We start from the raw sequence: 17394 nt of genomic DNA on the forward strand, positions 1-17394 counted from the left end.
CAACGGTAGCCTCATTGACGGTTACCGTTGGGTGACGTGCTGTGTAAATGCGCGAGCATCGATTGGTTTGCCTCCCACCCGTCCGGGAACTTCACCGGCACGTTGATGTGCATCGGCTCGGTCGACGGGTGCGCGTCCAGCAGCTCGGCGATCCCGGCCCGCGCCACCACGACGCAGGCGTGCCGGTGCCGGGAGGTCAGCACGCAGAGCCGCCCCGACTCCAGGTGGAACGCCGTGGCGTCGCGCCGGCCGGAGAGCGGGTGCAGCACCACGGTCAGGTCGTACTCGCGGCCCTGCAACCGGTTCGCCGTGTCCACGGTGACCTCCGCGGCCTCCGGTGGGAGCAGCGCCCGGATCACCGCCACCTGGTCGCGATGCGCCGCACCGATCGCGATCCGGTCCGGGGTCAGCGGCCCGGTCCCCGCCTCGGACGCCGTGACGCCGCCCCGGGTCACTGCCCGACCGGCCAGCGCCGCGCAGGCAGCCGCCGCCTCCGCGTCCGTACGCACGGTGAACCGCCCCGGCAGCTCGTGCAGACCCCAGCCGCCGGCCGCCGCGACGTCCAGCACCTCGTCCAGCTCGTTCTCGGCGGAGCGCTGGAACCCGAGCGACCGATCCGCCGGACCGGTACCCGACCGGAACCCGGTGAACGGGTAGAACGCCTGCGCCACCACCGGAGCCGCCGACGCGGGCAGCCGCCAGGACACCGGCAGCCGGTGCACCGGCAGGTCGGGGTTGTGCCGCAGCAGCACCGCCACCGCGCTCTGCATCGGATCCCAGGAGAGACCGGTCCACCGGTCCACCTCGACCGTCGAGAACGGGTCCAGCTGGCCCGGGTCGCCCACGAACAGCGCCCGCTCGAACCGCGGCGCCACACGCAGCAGGGCGTCGGACCGCATCTGGTACGCCTCGTCGACGATCGCCCACGGCCAGGTCCCCTCGGTCACCGTGGCCCACTTGGCCGCCGTGCCGATGGTGACCGCCGGCGAGCCGAGGTCGGCCACCTTGGGCGCCACCCGGCAGGCCGGATGTGCGCGTACCCGAGCGGACGCCTCGTAGTCGACCGCCGACAGCCGGCCCACCGTGACCTCCGGCGACCGTGTTCCGAGCCGGTCGATCAGGTCGTCCACCTGCTCGTTGGTCTGCGCCACGATCATCAGCGGAGCACCCGTGCCGGCCAGTTCACCGGCCGCGCGGACGACGAGGGTGGACTTGCCCGCGCCCGGCGGCGAGTCGACCACCACCCCGCGGTGGCCGCCGGTTCTGAGGTCACCGAGCACCGCGGCGATGACGGCGGCGGCCTCCTCGGCCGGGCTGACGAGCGCGTTCGCAATCACCTGGGCACCGTAACCCCCTTGGGTACGCTGCCCGCATCATGAGTCGTCCCGAGTGGAACTGGCCGCCGATCGAGCTGGCGGCGCTGCGTCTCGGTCGCCGCCTCGGCGTACGGGTACCCGCCTCCCAGCCGCACCGCTGGTCCTTCGTGCAGATCGTTCCGAGCCTCGGCCCGGCCGACGAGGAGGCCCGCCGCTCCGGCCGCGTGTACAGCGACGCCGCCCGCAGCTTCCGGATCACCCACTGGGAGTTCGAGGCGGACCGGCTCGAGGGGTACGACAACGACCTCGGTGCCGTGCGCCTGCGCCACGCGACCGCCGGGGACGAGGAGGAGCTGCTCGCTGTGCTGCGGGAATGGCGTCTACCGCCGGGCGGCTTCCGATATTCCTGGGACACGGTGGACCCGGTCTGACCGGCGGGCGGGCCGGCCGAGGGCGAAACCTGAACCGCTCAAGCTCTTCTCACTCACGTTTCCGAGCCTGACGGAGATCGCGCGGATACGGACCGTCATGGTCCCTTCCGGTGGGGACAATTTCGGTCCGGCGTGGCGTCCTGGCCTGCCGAATCATCGCGGAAATGCATCGCCGCCGCGCTCGTCGACCATTCTTTTCGCGGCGCTGAATTCCTGTTTTCCGCAGTCGCTCACGAGCGATCCCGGCGTACCATAATTGCTCTTTTCTCGACTAATCCTTTCCGGTCCGCGAAAGGGTTTCCCGAGACTGGATTCTTTCCAATGACGATGCCGGGACGGGCGGAAGTGATCAGACTCCGGAGGTTCCTCGCCGAGGGCGCCCACGGACCGCGCCGAGTGGCAACCCGGAGAACTGACGGGTATCCGACACTTCAGCTGTCGGCTCCCGCCTAGCGCGCCCCTGTCCCCCCGGGGCCACCGCGCCGCACGGACCGAGCGAAACCGCACCTCTTCCGCTGCAACCGGTTGCGGGACGCGGAAGGCTCCGTGGCGCCGGCCGTCAGATGATCATCGATCAGCCGCCTACCCTGGTGGCGCGGGATTTGATCACGTCACGTGAAATGATGTTTCCTTCTCTGTCACCGCCCGGAAATAACCTTGGGGTTCAATATCGGGTGCGGGTGAATAGCGAAACCGTCCTGCAACTTGCGCGAGCGGTTCGCCGCGCAAGTTGCAGGTTTCGCCGCCCTGAGCCCGCCGGCTCCAGCGCTGTGGCTAAGTGTTGATCGACTTGCTCGATTTCATTCATGGTTGTTTCTATGATCTCGGAACAGCCCTCTTCCAGTCGATCATTGGAAGTGCAACTCTTCTAGCCAGCAGTGACGTCAGTAACACGGACGGTGGTGGTGGGGAATGCGCCCAGACGTTCTCGTCGGTCCGAGTGATTGGCTCATCGAGCAGTTCGGCGAGACAATCGCCGACGAGCTGTGGACACGGGTCCCCGAGGCCCTGAGCACGGCGATCGACCGTGAGGTCCACGCTCATCCCGCCATGACCCAGACCATGGAGCGTGTCCTGGCGAACCCCCGATGGGCGTTGCCCTACGAGGAACTGGTCCTCTTCCTGGGCACCCTCCCCGGAGCGGAGATCATCAGCGTCCCGCGCTCCGTCTATCAGCTGGTCCTCATCAACGGGCACGTCGTCGTCCCGTGGTGCTACGGCCAGTCCGCCCGCCTCTCGATGCGCGACGCCGAGGTCGGCCGCTCCTTCGGCCGTCTGGCTCGCGAACTGCTCCGCCGCTTCGGCCCGCCGTGGCGCCGCTCGCCGATCGAGGCGCCGCTGCCGCTGGACGCGGTCGACGAACGCGAGGTCGCCAAGATCTGCGCCGCCATCTCACAGATCGCCCCGAAGCCCGAGGTCGTCATCGCGGGTTACGCCGGAGCCCCCAACCTGGGCCTCCTCCGAGCCTGCCTGGGCGAGATCAAGTCGACCGACAACGGCACCCTCAACTGGAGCCACCTCGACGACCTCCCGCTGCCACCCCCGGTGATCCCCCGCCCGCGCCGCATGCAGTTCCCGTAACGAGACCGTCAGTCAGAGGCGGGGCCTGCCCAGGGGCGATCCCGGGGTGGACCCTCGTTGCTGAGAGGCGTGAGAACTCCGCGGGCGGGGCACACCCCAACCCGGGGTGATCGAAATGCCTGACGACATGTCCGTGGTCGTGACCGGCGGCGGTCGCGGCGTCGGCCGGGCCATCGTGGAGCGACTCGCCGCCGACGGCGTGAGCGTCGCGATCCTGGAAGCCGACCCGTCCGCCCTGACCTGGATCGACGACCACCCAGCCGGCAAGCGGCTGCTCCCCGTGACCGGCGACGCCGCCGACGAGTCCGTCGCCGAGCGGGCCGCCCGCTCGGCCGCCGCGGCGGCACCCCTGCGGGGCTGGGTGAACAACGCCGCGATCTTCCGGGACGCCGAGCTGCACACCTCCCCGGCCGAGGTGGGCGAGATCATTCGCCGCAACCTGGACCCGGTCCTGGTCGGCTGCGCCACCGCCCTGCGCCACTTCCAGCCACCGGCCGGCGGGTCGATCGTCAACATCTCCTCGCACCAGGCGCAGCGGGCCGTCCGGGGCGCGCTTCCCTACGCGACCGCCAAAGCGGCCATCGAGGGGCTGACCCGTGCGCTGGCCGTCGACTACGGACCCGCCGGCATCCGGGTGAACGCCCTGGCACTGGGTTCGATCGCCACCGAACGCTCGGACGCCCACCTGACCTCGCTCACCCCTGCCGACCGCGAACACTTCCTCGACGAGATCCGCGCACTCCAGCCGCTGGGCCGGATGGGCGACCCGGCCGAGGTGGCCGAAGCCGTCGCCTTCCTTCTCTCCTCGGCCGCGAGCTTCGTCAACGGCGCGATCATCCCGGTGGACGGCGGCCGCTCCGCCCAGGGCCGGGACCCGGAGGAGCGAGATGCCACCTGAAAGAGCGCGCGAATCGGGCCAATGGGCTGCAAAGACATCCCTGTGGAGACAGGCACCCTGGCACGCTCGCGGGATCGACCGTACGGCCTAAACTCCTGGGGATGGCCGAGCAGCGCGAGTCTCCCACCACGATCCGGGATCGGGCCGTGGCCGTGGCGGACTATCTGCTCGCCGTCCGCGCCCAGATGGAACGCCCGTCCCGCACCGTTCCCTCCGACGCCCACTGGCTCGACGCGCTGCCACAGCACCCCGACTGCCAGTCCGGCCCCGGCGCCGACGGCACCTCCTGGCTCCGCGTCGGCCGCCCCGACCTCCCACCGCCGGTGTCCGTCCCACCGGCCCTGCGCCGCCGCCTCCGAGGCGAGATCACCGCAGCCGCCGAGCCGACCCCGTCCGGCAGCCAGGACGCGACGGACACCCCAGAGGCAGAGGGGAAAGCGGAGGAGGCGGAGGAGAACGCGGACTTCACCCGCTGGCGTGACGACACCTGGCGACCCTGGTCCGAGCTGACCGCCGCCGCCGAGCACACCCGCGACCTCCACCGCAGCCTCTTCGACCGCATGCACCAACTCGACATGTCGGTCTCCACCACCGAGCTCGTCTGGGGCCACGGCCTCCTGGAGACCACGATCGACGGCACCCGGGTCCGTTACCCGCTGGTCGCCACGCCGGTGCTGATCGAGTACGACCCCGACCGCGCCCTGATCACCGTCTCCCCGGCCGGCCCCTCCCGGCTGCAGGTCGAGGCCCTCGCCGGTCTGGACGCCCGCTACCTCAACCAGCTCGCCGCCCTCGCCGGCCCCGGCGGCGCGATCGAGGTCGACCTCTGGAACGACTTCGAGCGCCGCGAATTCTTCGAACGAGCCCTGACCCGCCTGGGCCACGACCGAACAATCCTCAAAAAAGACGAAAAATCTGACAAGCAGGCGGCGATCCGCGACACCTCAGTCCTTTTCGCGCGACCCCGGCAACGCCACCTCAGAGGCTTCCTCGAAAACCTCAGGGACCGCCTGACCGAGGGCGACTTCCAAGCCGTCGGCTCCCTCGCCGCGATCATCGCCCACGAGCCCAGCCGCCTGCGCATGCCCGACGACCAGCCCGACAGCTGGTCCCGGGTCGGCGAGCGCCTCCTCATGCCCCTGCCCACCAACGAGGCGCAGGAGTCCATCGCCCGCCGCCTGGCACACCACCGCAACGTGGCCGTCCAGGGCCCGCCCGGCACCGGCAAGACGCACACCATCCGCAACCTGATCTGCCACCTGATGGCCAACGGCAAGCGGGTCCTGGTCGTCGCCCAGAAGGAGGAGCCGCTCCGCGTCCTGCGCGACGGTCTCCCCGAGGAGGTGCAGGCGCTCTGCCTGGCCGTCCTCGGCCGCACCACCGATCAGCTGGTTCAGCTGCAGCTGGCCGCCCGCGAGTTGTCCGACCGCGCCGCCACCCTCGACAAGGACGCCGAGTCGAAAAAGGTCGAGCGGCTCACCCGGACCCTCGAGGAGGCCGAGCGTGAACTCGCCGCCGCGATGGCGGGCCTGCGCCTGATCGCCGAGAGCGAGGCGGTCACCTATCAGATCGGTGGCGTCGCTCTGCTGCCCGCCGAGGTCGGTGCCTGGCTGCGGGAGCGTGCCGCGGCGCACGGCGGGATCCCGGATCCGGTGACCGGCCCGGCGCCGCTGACCATCGAGGACTTCGCCACGCTGCTCAAGCTGGCCGCCCGGCTGTCGCCGGAGGATCGTGCGGCCGCGATGCGCCCGTTGCCGGAGATCCAGGATCTGCCGGACGCCGCCGGCACGACGGCGCAGCGAGCCAGGACTGCGGAGATCGAGGAGCGCCTGTCACGCTTGGCGGACCAGGGCGTCGATTTGACGAGGGTACGCGCGGAGCGCCACTCCGGAATGGCGGATCTCCTCGGCGATCTGCGTGAGTCGGTGGCCTGGCTGCGCCGCCGCGAGGGCACCTGGACCGACCGTCTGGGCCGGCTGCTCGACGACCCGCACTGGCGCACCATCTGGACCGATCACGTGGCGGCCACCGAGGCGATCTACGCCGAGCTCGCCGGCCTGGCCCGGGCGGTCACGGGCCACCGCATCGTGGTGCCCGAGCCGCTGCTCGCCGAGCCGAAACTGCTGCTCACCAAGCTGGCCGAGATCCGGCAGCGGTTCGCCGCGGGCAAAGGGCTGAACCGTCTGCTGCAGCCAGGGCTGTTCCGGATCGCCGACGAGATCCGCGTCGACGACGAACCGGCGCGCACCACGACCGACATCGACCTGATAGTCGCGGGCGTACGCCGTACGCAATCCCGCAGAAGATTGGGCGACGCCTGGCTGGAGTGGGTCGACCGGCTCTCCATCCCCTCCCCACCCAGCGGGTGGGGCGATCCCGAGGTCTGGGCCGGCGCCCTGCTCGCCGAGGCCGGTCAGTCGCTCGACTTCGACCTGCACCGCTGGCCGCCGCTGGCCGAACGCATCGCCGTGCTGATGCCGCAACGCGAGCTGGAGCCGGACGCCGCCGGTCTGGGTGAGGTCGCCGAGTTGCTGGCCGGCGCGACCGAGGTCTTCGCGCTCGACAAGGCGCAGGCCGTGGAGCGCGCGGTGGCCGAGCGGATCGCGCCCTGGCCGGACCTGGTCGAATCGTGGAAGACCCTGGACGACTGGGACGAGCGGATCGGTGAGGTTCGCCGCCTGGTCCTGCTGCAGCCGGACGTGATGCGCTTCCACGCCGCGCACGACCGGCTGGCGTCCGCGGCGCCGGAGTGGGCCGCGACCATCGCGAGCGGCGAGCATCCGATCGTCTCCGGTCAGGCCTGCCTGGAAGCGTGGGAGTGGCGGCGCGCGCAGACCTGGTTCGACGGTGTGGTCGGCGACGTCGACCCGGCCGTGCTGTCCCGGCGGGTGGAGCGGGCGCGCGCCCGGATCCGCCGGCTCACCCAGGAGCTCGTCGTCGCCTCCGCGTGGCTGGAGGTGGCCCGGGCGCTCGACGACCGGCGCCGTGCCGCGCTCGCCGACTGGACCACCGCACTCCGCAAGATCGGTAAGGGCACCGGCCGGGGTGCCGCGGCCTGGCAGGCGCACGCCCAGCGGGCCATGGAGTCGGCGGTCACCGCGGTGCCGGTCTGGGTCATGTCGGTGGACCGGGCGATCGAGCAGTTCGCCGGCGGCGCCCGTTTCGACGTGGTGATCGTCGACGAGGCGTCGCAGGCCGACCTGTTCGCGCTGCCGGTGCTGTCGCTGGCCGAACGGGCCGTGGTGGTCGGCGACGACCAGCAGATCGGCCCGCAGCTGGGTTTCGTCGGCTCGGTCTCCGGGCTGATCCGGCGGCACCTGGACGGGGTGCCGTCCGCCGAGCACTTCGATCCGGAGTCCTCTCTCTACGACCACGCCGTACGCCGTTCCCCCGAGCGGATCCTGCTGACCGAGCACTTCCGGTGCGTCCCGCAGATCATCGAGTTCTCGTCGCGGCAGTACTACGACGGCAAGATCATGCCGCTGCGGGCGGACCGGCCGGCCCTGCCGCCGATCCAGACCGTCTTCACCGAGAACGGGGTGCGCCAGCCGCTGCCCGGGTTCGGCGACGTCAACCTGGAGGAGTCCACCGCGCTCGTCGAGCGGGTCACGAAGATCGTGGCCGACCCGCGGTACGACGGTAAGACGCTCGGTGTGATCAGCCTCCTGAGCAGCAGCGGCCAGGCGAACCAGCTGATCGGCCAGCTGCGTGAGGCGATCGGCGAGGACGAGATCCAGGCTCGGCGGTTGCGGGTCGGTGACGCGTACACGTTCCAGGGCGACGAGCGCGACGTGGTGCTGGTCTCGACGGTCGTGTCCGAGAACGACCCGAGGATCGCCGCGTTCACCAAGCGCGACTACCACCGGCGGATCAACGTGGCCGCCTCCCGCGCCCGGGACCAGCTCTGGATCTTCCACTCGGTGCGGCCGTCCGCCCTGCTGGCCGACGACGCCCGAGGGCTGCTCCTGTCGTACGCGCTGAACCTCCCCACCGACGCCGCCGCCGCCGACCTGGCCGTGCACTGCGAGAGCGACTTCGAACGGGACGTGCTGAAGCTGCTGGTCGCCCGTGGTTACCGGCCGATCCCGCAGTTCCGGATCGGCGGCTACCGGATCGACTTCGTGCTGAACGCTCCGGACGGGCGGCGACTGGCGATCGAGTGCGACGGCGACGCGTACCACGGGCCGGAGCAGTGGGAGAGCGACATGCGGCGGCAGTCGGTCCTGGAGCGGGTGGGCAACTGCGTGTTCGTACGCATCCGGGGCAGCGTCTTCGCCCGTGAGCCGGAGGTGGCGATGCGCCCGGTCTGGCAGCGGATCACCGAACTGGAGATCAGCGACTGAGCGCATCCTTCCCGGTGCGCTGCGTGCATGTCGACGAGTGCTTGCGGGTAGACAAATGCGCAAGGTTTCATAGTAAGTACACGTAGTAACTGTCAGTCATGGATTGCGGGAGGCATTTCGGCGTAATTGCGGGGGAACGAGGTCATCCATTCGGTTGTTTCGTTACTCTGGATGGGCGATAATTCCCTGCTCCTGGCCTTGCCTGCGGAAACGTCAAAACTTTGACGCCTGCATCCACTGTTACTACGGCCTGGTGACGGGTCGTAATAGGTAAGGGGTGTTGGTGGCAGGGGGAACAGTCGCGTGCAAGGGGGGAGGTGGCGGCATATGACGGTGCCCGGGAAACAGGAGCGGACCACCCTGCCCGAGCCACGCCAGCCCTCCGACAAGCAGGCGGCCTGGTTCACGTACTCCGCCACCGGTGACCAGATCGTCTGGTCCGCCGCCCTCTCCGCGATGCTCGGCCGACCACCCGCCGAGAAGGAGATGACCCGGCAGATCCTCGCGCGCTACGTGCACCGCGACGATCTGGCCAAGGCGCTCGGCTCCATCACCGAGGCCTGGACCAGCCGCAACACCGTGCACACCACGGTCCGGCTGATGCGCACCGACGGCGGCTGGTTCGATGTGGACTGCCGCCTCGAGCCGATGATGAGCCCGGACGGCACGGTCCGCGGCATCCGCGGCACCGTCCGCGACGTCACATCCCGTGAGCGGGCCCGCCGCGAGTCGGCCCGGCTGACTCGGCGCGGCGAAACCGTGCAGGCCTCCCTCGTGGAGGCCGACCCAGCCACCGGCCTGCTGATCCGGGCCCGGTTCGCCGACGAGATCGACCGGGCCCTGCGCGGTGCCGGCGGCGCGCTGCTGGTGATCCGGATCCCGGTCGGCGAGTCGGGCGACGAGGGTGCCCGCCCGGAGTACGCGGCCGACGTCCTCAGCACCGCCGCCCGGCTTCTGGAGGACCAGACCCGCCCGGAGCACGTGCTCGGCCGCGTCGGGCCGAACGAGATCGCCGTTCTCTTCACCGGCATCTCCTGGAAAGCCGCCCGCGAGCAGTCCCACGCGCTGCTGGCCGCCCTGCGCGACCAGGCACCGGCCGGCGCCTGGGGCGGCCTGGTCCGGTTCGAGCGCGACGCCGAGGCGGGCAGCCACGGGCTGCTGATCGACGCCGAGCAGGCCTGGCGCCAGTCCCGCGAGGCGGACCGGCCGCTCACCGTGGTCGCGCACCCCGTGCCGGTACGCGATCGGCAGGGCTCCTACCGCTCCCGGGTGGCCGACGCGCTCGGCACCGACCGGTTCACCCTCTACTCCCAGCCGATCCTCGAGCTGCAGAGCAACAAGGTGACCCGGCACGAGCTGCTGCTGCGGGTGCTGGACGAGACCGACGGCCCGCAGTCGCCGATCCAGGTGCTGGACGCCGCCGAGCGCCTGGACGCGGTCTTCGACATCGACCTGTGGGTGGTGGAGCGGGCCATGCGGCTCGCCGCCGAGGAGCCCGGGCTCTGCCTGCAGGTCAACCTCTCCGGCCGCTCGGTCGGCGACCCGCGGCTCACCACCGAGGTGGAGAAGCTGCTGGACCGCTACCGCGTCGACCCGGCACAGCTCACCTTCGAGATCACCGAGACCGCGCTGATCGGCAACCTGAGCGAGGCCCGCCGCTTCGCCGACCGGGTACGCGACCTCGGCTGCGGCCTGGCACTCGACGACTTCGGCTCCGGGTACGCGTCGTTCCGCTACCTGCGCCTGTTCCCGATCGACCTCGTCAAGATCGACGGCGAGTACGTGGTCGACCTCGTCGACAACCCGCAGGACCAGGTGCTGGTGCGCGCGCTGGTGCAGGTGTGCCAGGCGTACGGCATCCACACCGTCGCCGAGTTCGTCCAGGACGAGGCCACCCTGCGGATGCTGCGCGAGCTGGGCGTCGACTACGTCCAGGGCTACCTGATCGGCCGGCCCTCGCCGGTGCCGCCGGGCCGGTTGCGCGGGGCCTGACCTGGGTAACGTGCCCTTCATGGAGCACTTCACGATTGCCACCGTCGCGGAGACGAGTCCCGACTTCCGCCGGGTCCTGTGGACCGGCAAGCACACGCAGCTCGTGGTCATGACGATCCCGCCGGGCGGCGAGATCGGCGAGGAGGTCCACGAGGTGGACCAGATCCTCACGTTCGTCAGTGGTGTCGGCAAGGCGATCATCTCCGGCGAGACCCGCAAGGTCGAGCAGGGTGATCTGGTCGTGGTGCCGGCCGGCCGCAAGCACAACTTCGTCAACGAGGGCCCGAACCCACTGGTCCTCTACACCGTTTACGGCCCGCCGGAGCACGCCGACGGCGCGGTGCACAAGACCAAGGAAGAGGCCGACGCCGCCGAGGAGGCGGGCGAGGACGAGCCGCCGTCGTCGTGATCCTCGGATCCGGCGCTTCATCCGCGTTTCCCGCCGGCGCTTGATCCGCGTGTCCAGCCGGCGTTTCGCCCGGCGTTCCGTCCACCGTTTCATCCGGCGGAATTCCGCGCCGGGCACACGACGCCGGAACCGGCCGAGGCCCCCCAGCCAGCCGGTTCCGGCGCCGTGTTCGGGGAAAAAGTCCCCGCACAGAGTACCCGGCAACGTTCACGGAAGTCGATCGAATCGGCGACCGATCGGAATGCGGCACATTCGATCTCAGTCCTGCGAGACCTTCCGCTCGACGCGATCACCACTAACCTTCCAGCATGGACGAGCCGCGCTGGTTGACCGATGAGCAGCAGCACGCCTGGCGTCAACTTATAGAAGTGCTGGTCAGAGTGCCCGCAGCCCTCGAAGCCCAACTCCAGCGCGACGCCGGTCTGACCCATATGGGCTACCTGGTACTGATGACTCTCTCGGAGCGTCCGGACCGCCGCCTGGCCATGAGCAAGCTGGCCAAAAGGGCCTGTGCGTCACTTTCCCGACTGTCCCATGTGGTGGCCAGACTCGAGGAACGGGGCTGGGTCCGCCGCAAGCGCGACGACGCCGACGGTCGCGTGCAGATCGCCGAGCTCACCGACGCGGGCTGGGACAAAGTGGTCGCTTCCGCTCCCGGTCACGCCGAGGCCGTCCAACAACTGATCTTCGATCGCCTGACCCCGGCGCAGATGCGCCAGCTGACCAAGGTCGCGGAAGCATTACTCGATCGGCCGGTCGAGGTAGAGCGCATTTAAGATCAAATTCTTTTTACGATACGGGTCGACCAAGGCGCCGCGAGAGTCCGCGCGAGCCCGGCGGCGGCTCACGCCTCTGCCGCGACCGCCGGGCGGAGATCGCGGCCCGAGGCCGCGGCCGAACCATGCGCATAAACCGGCACCGACCGGTCCGCCAGCAGATCCAGGCACAGCGCCGCCGTGCCCGTGAACGCCGCCGCACCCAGCCCCGACCCGTCCTCAGCATCGAAATACTCGTAGTGCCCACCCCGATGCACCAGCCGCAACATCGCCCGCCGCAGCTCCTCCGCCTCAGCGTGAAACCCGTGCACCAACATCCCCCGCCGCAGCAACCAGTTCACATTCACCCAGACCGACCCACGCCACGCCCCCCGCGCGTCAAACCCCACCCCCGTCCGATCATGACCAGGCACCGGCAGCCCCAACCCGGAGGCGTTCCACCCCCGACCGGCCCCGCCCGTCTCCAACCCGGGGTCGTTCCGCTCCCGGCCCGCCCCGCCCGTCTCCGACCCGGGGCCGATCCGCCCCCGACCCGGCCCGCCCGTCTCCGACCCGGAGGCGCGCTGCTCCTGGCCCGGCCCGCCCGTCTCCGACCCGGCGTCGATCCGTTCCCGATCTGGCGCGCCCGTCTCCGACCTGGGGTCGATCCGCTCCCGGCCCGGCCCGCCCGTCTCCGACCCGGAGGTGCTCTGCTCCTGGCCCGGCGCGGCTGGCCCCGAGTCGCACGTGGCTCGGCCCTGGCCCAGCGCGGGCAGCCCGAAGCGCTCGGAGGCCGCCTCCGCCATGATCGCGCCGGCCTGGTGTTCCGGCAGGTCCGGGAGCATCAGCGGGAGCAGGCCGTTGACGCAGCGGGCCGGGCTCAGCCGGCCGGTACGCACGTCGCGGGCATGGAACGTCCGGGTCCGCGGCTCCCACAGGCGTTCGGCGATCGCCCCGGTGATCCGCCGCGCCGCCTCACGGTGCCACCGCGCCCGCTCGGGCTTGCCGAGCACACCCGCGATCTGCGCAAGGGCCAGCTCAGCGGTGGCCAGGATCGCGTTGAAACCGGGACACTCCACGACGAAGCCGTGCCGCTCCACGAGGTCGGTGTCCGAGTACCCGCCATCCCGATACGCCACAGCCAACCCGAGGCACCGCGCATAGTCCGTGTGTGGATTTTCGCCTCCATACAAACCCGAAATCCACACACGGGAAGCGCCCGTGGCCCGGTCCGCCGCCTCCGCCGCGCCCGCCGCCTCCGCGTTCGCTACGTTTGGCGCGGCCACGCCCGGGTTGCGCCCGTGGTAGCGGCTCAACAGTCCGAGATCGGCTGGCACCGCGGCGAGCGGGGAGTCCCACGCCGGGCTGTTGTCCAGGCCTGACTCCCAGGGATGCACGATCGCGGCCAGGCCGGCGCCGCCCGCGTCGCGCCGGTCGGTGAAGTACCGCTGCGCGGCGACCAGCCGGGGGTAGAGCCACTCCAGCTCGGTACGCGCCTGCTGGGCCGAGGCGGCGCCGTGCGCGGCCGCGTGCCGGTAGACCTCCCACGCCGCGAGCGCGTGCACCGGCGGCTGGACCAGGCCGCTGCTGCCCCGGGCCGGGCGGCGGCCGTAGGCCGGCACGTTCCAGAAGGCCGGCCCGGGAAAGTAGTCGTCCTCAGCCGTGGCCGGGTCGAAGACGATGTGCGGCACCCGGCCGTCCGGCCACTGCGCCTCGAACAGGCTCCGCAGGTCACGCCAGGCTCGACCCTGGTTGACGTAGGCCAGACCGATCGCGGCGAAGCCGGTGTCCCAGCTCCACTGGTGCGGGTGGAGAGCGTGCGAGGGAACCGTGTGGTCGTCGACCCAGTTGGCGTCCAGGACGGCGGCCGCGGACTTCCACAGTTCGGCCGCGAGTTCCGAGATCATTGCCGGAGCGGGGGACAGGTCCGGGTGCATCGCAGTGTTCTGCCCTTCCGGTGTGCCACGCAGCGGAACCCGACCATCGGCCGGCCCGAGCCGGATCCCAGGGAAACGGGCGCACGCATTCTGGCGCTGCCCACACCGGCCCGCGCGAGCGGGGGTCACCCCAACGGCACCGGTCACCGCGAGCGCGGGTCAATGAAACGGCGCGGGTCAATGACACGGCACGGGTCACCCCAACGGCACGGGTCACCCCAATGGCACGGAGAGCCAGAGCCGGCTGCGGCGCCCGGGCAGGTAGGGCGAGTCCAGCCGTTTCGCGACCACGCCGCCGAGGCCCTGCGCGCGGGCCGCCTCCAGCGCGAACTCGCCGCCACCCGGGAACCAGGGCGGCGTCTGCCAGTTGTCGCCGGCCAGGGCGAGGCCGTCCAGCAGTTCCCGGCGCTCCGCGTAACGGACCAGCTCGACGGTTGAGTGTCCCTCCAGCCACGTCAGGTCGTACATCAGAAGGTGTGCTGGAAAGCGCTCAGCGAACCGCTTGGCCGCGGCAGAGTCCTTCGGCGCCTCGCGCCGGGCCAGAAGATCCGGTGCCGGCCGGGCGCCGTCGAAGACCACCAGCTCGCCGTCGAGCACGGCCTCGAGCGGCGCCATCGCCGGGCCCAAGGCCCGGATCTCCGGAAACCACGAGGTCACATCATTGCCGCCGGCTTCGGTGAGACGCAGCCTTCCCCCTGAGACGTACGCGGTGACACGCTTGCCTCCCCACCCCATCTCATATCCCCAGTCGGCGTCGTCCGGCGGCAGACCGGCAGCCCTGGTCGCCAGCATCGGCTCCACCGTCTCCGGCATCGGCTCCCAGCCCGGTTCGGACGGGTCCATCCGGCGCACCATCCAGTCCCGGCCGTCGGTCTGGAAGAAGACGTATCGCCCGTTCGTGCGCTCGCCGTGGAACGTCACGCCGATCTCGTCGTCACGCCACTTGTCGGTCTCGTAGGTGCCGTGGTCGTGGATCGTCATCCGGCCGCCGCCGTACTCGCCGGCCGGGATCTCGCCGCTGAAGTCCAGATATTCCAGCGGGTGGTCCTCGGTGTGCTTGGCGAGGTTGTTGCGGGCCCGGTCGCGGGGGAGGCCGCGCGGCACGGCGAACGAGACCAGCACGCCCTCGCGTTCCAGTCGTACGTCCCAGTGCAGGCTGCGGGCGTGGTGCTGCTGGATGACGAAGCGGCACTGCCCGGTGTCAGCCGGCGCGGCGGGCGGGACGGGTTCGGGGGTGCGCTGGGCGTCCCGCTTGCGGCGGTACTCGTCGAGGCGGTCCGTCATGACTCGATTGTCTGCCCGGACGGCACCGGAAATACACGGGTGTAACTCTCGCGCGCCGGGTTTTGTCGTACCCCTCTGGTTGGCTGTCCGCATGTACACGGAGAGGCCTTCCTCGCTGCCGCACGTCGTCGCCTGGCAGAGCGTCACGCCGGTCGGCGCGAGCGAGCACCGGATCCTGCCCGACGGGTGCCTCGACATCATCTGGCAGGACGGCTCGGTCTTCGTCGCCGGGCCGGACACCACCGCGCAGGTGGGAGCGCCGGTTCCCGGCAGCCGCCACCACGCGCTGCGCTTCGGCGCCGGCACCGGTCCGGGTGTGCTCGGGCTGCCCGCGTCCGAGGTGCTCGACCAGCGGGTGCCACTGGACGCCCTGTGGCCGGCCGACGAGGTGCGCCGGATCGCCGAGGCCACCAACCCGGCCGCCGCTCTGCAGGAGGCCGCCACCCGCCGCTGGCACGATCCGGATCCGGTGATGGTGGCCGTCTCCGCCGCCGCGCACGACGACCGGCCGGTCACCGAGATCGCGTCGGCCGCCGGTCTGGGCGAGCGCCAGCTGAGACGGCGCAGCGTCGCGGCCTACGGATATGGTCCCAAGACCCTGCACCGGATCTTCCGGATGCGCCGGGCGGTCGCGCTGGCCCGGGCCGGGCGCGCGTTCGCCGAGGTCGCCGCCGACACCGGCTATGCCGACCAGGCCCACCTCTCCCGGGAGGTGAAAGCGCTGGCCGGGGTGCCACTCGGTGGGTTGATGAGTCAGGCGGACGCGGCGTAAAGGTCGACGCCGTTGCCGTCCGGGTCGCGAACAACGGCGTATCGCTGACCCCACGGCGCGTCGAACGGCTCGTGCTCGCCGGGGTGGCCCGCGCCCGTCAGCGCGCGATAGGCCGCGTCGACACCGGCCGGGCTCCCGCAGTCGAAGGCGAGGCTGATCCGGGCGCCGTCCGGTCCGGGCGGGGTGAATTCCGGGTGGAACGACTTGATCGTCGCGTGCGAGTCCCACATGAGACGGATCCCGCCGCCGAGAGCGGTCTCCACGTGCGGGGCGTCGTCCGCCCCGTCGTCGAATTCCAGGCCGAGCAGCCGGTAAAAGGCCAGCGAGGTGGCCATGTCGGCCACGACGAGGCCGAAGGCGTTGAGAACAGGAGTCATGAGGGTGACGCTACGGCCCGGGCATGCCGGTGTATTGAACAAATCGGACCTGCCGTTCCCCCGCGGCGATGGCGGGCGGTAATGTTGCGGCTCCGACGCGTATCCATCGACAAGAAAGCGTTGGTGCGATGAGCTTGCGCATCCTCGTGGTGGGCGCCGGCATCGCCGGCCTGGCTGCGGCCCGAGGGCTGCGTGTCGCCGGTTTCCGGCCGGAGGTGGTGGAGGCTCTGCCCGCCACGACCGTGCCCGGCGCCGGCATCTATCTGCCCGGCAACGCCTCACGCGCGCTGCGCCTGCTCGGGCTCGACGTCCCGTTGCGCCCGCTCGGCGACCTGATCTTCCGGCAGGTCTTCCTCGACATGCGCGGCCGGCAACTGTTCGAGATGGACGTGGCCGCGCTCTGGGCCGGCGTCGGCGAGTCCCGCGCCCTGTCCCGCGCCGACCTGCAGCAGGTGCTGCTCACCGGCGTGGGCGGCGAGGTGCGGTTCGAGACCGCCGTGCAGGACCTGGCGATCGTCGACGGTGCCGCCAAGGTCGAGTTCTCCGACGGCACGGTCTCGGAGTACGACCTGGTCATCGGCGCCGACGGCCGCCGCTCGACGATTCGCGACAAGGCCGGCCTCGGTGGACCCGCCGTGCCCACCGGCCAGATCGTCTACCGCTCGGTGGTCACCGGAGGCCCGCCGCTGACCGACTGGACCGCGGTGCTCGGCCGGCGCTCGGCCTTCGTCGCCATGCCGATGGGCGGCCGCAGGCTGTATTGCTATGCCGACGAGACCGCTCCCGACAGCCCGAACCCGGAGGATCCGCGCAAACGGCTGCTGGAGCTGTTCGGCTCGTTCGGCGGTCCCGTCCCGGCCATCCTGGACAAGATCGAGAAGGTGCAGGTCGCCCGCACCGACGAGGTCGTGCTGAACCGCTGGTCAAAGGGTCCGGTCGTCCTCCTGGGTGACGCTGCTCACGCCACCGCGCCGACGCTGGCGCAGGGTGCCGCGATGTCGTTCGAGGACGGCTGGGTGCTCGGGCAGGAGCTGCGCAACGCGTCCGGTGACATCCCGGCTGCCCTGCGGGCTTACGAGGAGCGCCGCCGTCCTCGTTGCTCAGAGGTCCGCGACCGAACCAGGGAGCGCGACCGCACCCGCGACGTGCCGCCGACCCTGCGCGACCCGATGCTGCGCCGCCGCGGCCTCCGCATCTTCACCGACCACTACCGGTCACTCGTCTCGTCACTCTGATCCGGACGTCTCGCCTGGACGGTCGCGTCTCTTGGTCACCCCGCGACTGCCGAAAAGTGGTGGG

General features: G+C 70.9%; 13 protein-coding genes. 9 read left to right on the forward strand and 4 right to left on the reverse strand.

The genetic code is table 11. From position 1 onward, the window contains the following. Positions 1–11 precede the first annotated feature (11 nt). A complete protein-coding gene (locus AB0M02_RS09370) occupies positions 12–1337 on the reverse strand; it encodes an AAA family ATPase (protein WP_364223905.1) in 1326 nt (441 codons plus the stop codon). Positions 1338–1375: 38 nt separating this feature from the next. On the opposite strand from AB0M02_RS09370, the gene AB0M02_RS09375 reads away from it, so the two are divergent. The 7 genes from AB0M02_RS09375 to AB0M02_RS09405 all read left to right on the forward strand — a co-directional run bounded on the left by AB0M02_RS09375 (position 1376) and on the right by AB0M02_RS09405 (position 11746). After that, entirely contained in the window at positions 1376–1747 is a 372-nt protein-coding gene (locus tag AB0M02_RS09375; protein WP_364223907.1) for a hypothetical protein, read from the forward strand. A 912-nt stretch (positions 1748–2659) separates the two neighbouring features. Continuing rightward, entirely contained in the window at positions 2660–3328 is a 669-nt protein-coding gene (locus tag AB0M02_RS09380; RefSeq protein ID WP_364223909.1) for a hypothetical protein, read from the forward strand. A 115-nt stretch (positions 3329–3443) separates the two neighbouring features. Next, complete coding sequence (locus AB0M02_RS09385; protein ID WP_364223911.1) at positions 3444–4226, forward strand: SDR family oxidoreductase; 783 nt, start codon at positions 3444–3446, stop codon at positions 4224–4226. Positions 4227–4327: 101 nt separating this feature from the next. Continuing rightward, the gene (locus tag AB0M02_RS09390) at positions 4328–8569 is read left to right on the forward strand and encodes an AAA domain-containing protein (RefSeq protein WP_364223913.1); all 4242 of its coding nucleotides are present in this window, start codon (positions 4328–4330) and stop codon (positions 8567–8569) included. 327 nt (positions 8570–8896) lie between these two features. Next, positions 8897–10561, forward strand: a complete 1665-nt coding sequence (locus tag AB0M02_RS09395; protein WP_364223915.1) for an EAL domain-containing protein — start codon at positions 8897–8899, stop codon at positions 10559–10561. Between the two features lie 19 nt (positions 10562–10580). Continuing rightward, on the forward strand, positions 10581–10970 hold the full coding sequence (locus tag AB0M02_RS09400; protein ID WP_364223917.1) for a cupin domain-containing protein: 390 nt from the start codon (positions 10581–10583) through the stop codon (positions 10968–10970). Positions 10971–11278: 308 nt separating this feature from the next. Beyond that, the gene (locus AB0M02_RS09405; protein WP_364223919.1) at positions 11279–11746 is read left to right on the forward strand and encodes a MarR family transcriptional regulator; all 468 of its coding nucleotides are present in this window, start codon (positions 11279–11281) and stop codon (positions 11744–11746) included. Between the two features lie 68 nt (positions 11747–11814). Here the strand turns inward: AB0M02_RS09405 and AB0M02_RS09410 are convergent, their stop codons facing one another. Both AB0M02_RS09410 and AB0M02_RS09415 read right to left on the reverse strand, forming a co-directional pair. Continuing rightward, a complete protein-coding gene (locus AB0M02_RS09410; RefSeq protein ID WP_364223921.1) occupies positions 11815–13632 on the reverse strand; it encodes a hypothetical protein in 1818 nt (605 codons plus the stop codon). Positions 13633–13875: 243 nt separating this feature from the next. Beyond that, positions 13876–14946, reverse strand: a complete 1071-nt coding sequence (locus AB0M02_RS09415; RefSeq protein ID WP_364223923.1) for a DNA polymerase ligase N-terminal domain-containing protein — start codon at positions 14944–14946, stop codon at positions 13876–13878. A gap of 91 nt (positions 14947–15037) precedes the next feature. On the opposite strand from AB0M02_RS09415, the gene AB0M02_RS09420 reads away from it, so the two are divergent. After that, positions 15038–15718 carry a helix-turn-helix domain-containing protein gene (locus AB0M02_RS09420; RefSeq protein WP_364223925.1) on the forward strand — a complete coding sequence of 227 codons (681 nt, stop codon included), beginning with the start codon at positions 15038–15040 and terminating at the stop codon, positions 15716–15718. On the opposite strand, the gene AB0M02_RS09425 is transcribed toward AB0M02_RS09420, so the two are convergent. Beyond that, complete coding sequence (locus tag AB0M02_RS09425) at positions 15700–16095, reverse strand: VOC family protein (protein WP_364223927.1); 396 nt, start codon at positions 16093–16095, stop codon at positions 15700–15702. The two genes, AB0M02_RS09420 and AB0M02_RS09425, sit on opposite strands and share 19 nt — an antisense overlap. Before the next feature lie 128 nt (positions 16096–16223). Between AB0M02_RS09425 and AB0M02_RS09430 the strand changes: the two genes are divergently transcribed. After that, positions 16224–17330 (forward strand): FAD-dependent monooxygenase, encoded by a 1107-nt coding sequence (locus AB0M02_RS09430; RefSeq protein WP_364223929.1) that lies wholly within the window; start codon positions 16224–16226, stop codon positions 17328–17330. Positions 17331–17394 lie beyond the last annotated feature (64 nt).

The sequence above is a fragment of the Actinoplanes sp. NPDC051861 genome, from assembly GCF_040681145.1.
GTDB lineage: Bacteria > Actinomycetota > Actinomycetes > Mycobacteriales > Micromonosporaceae > Actinoplanes.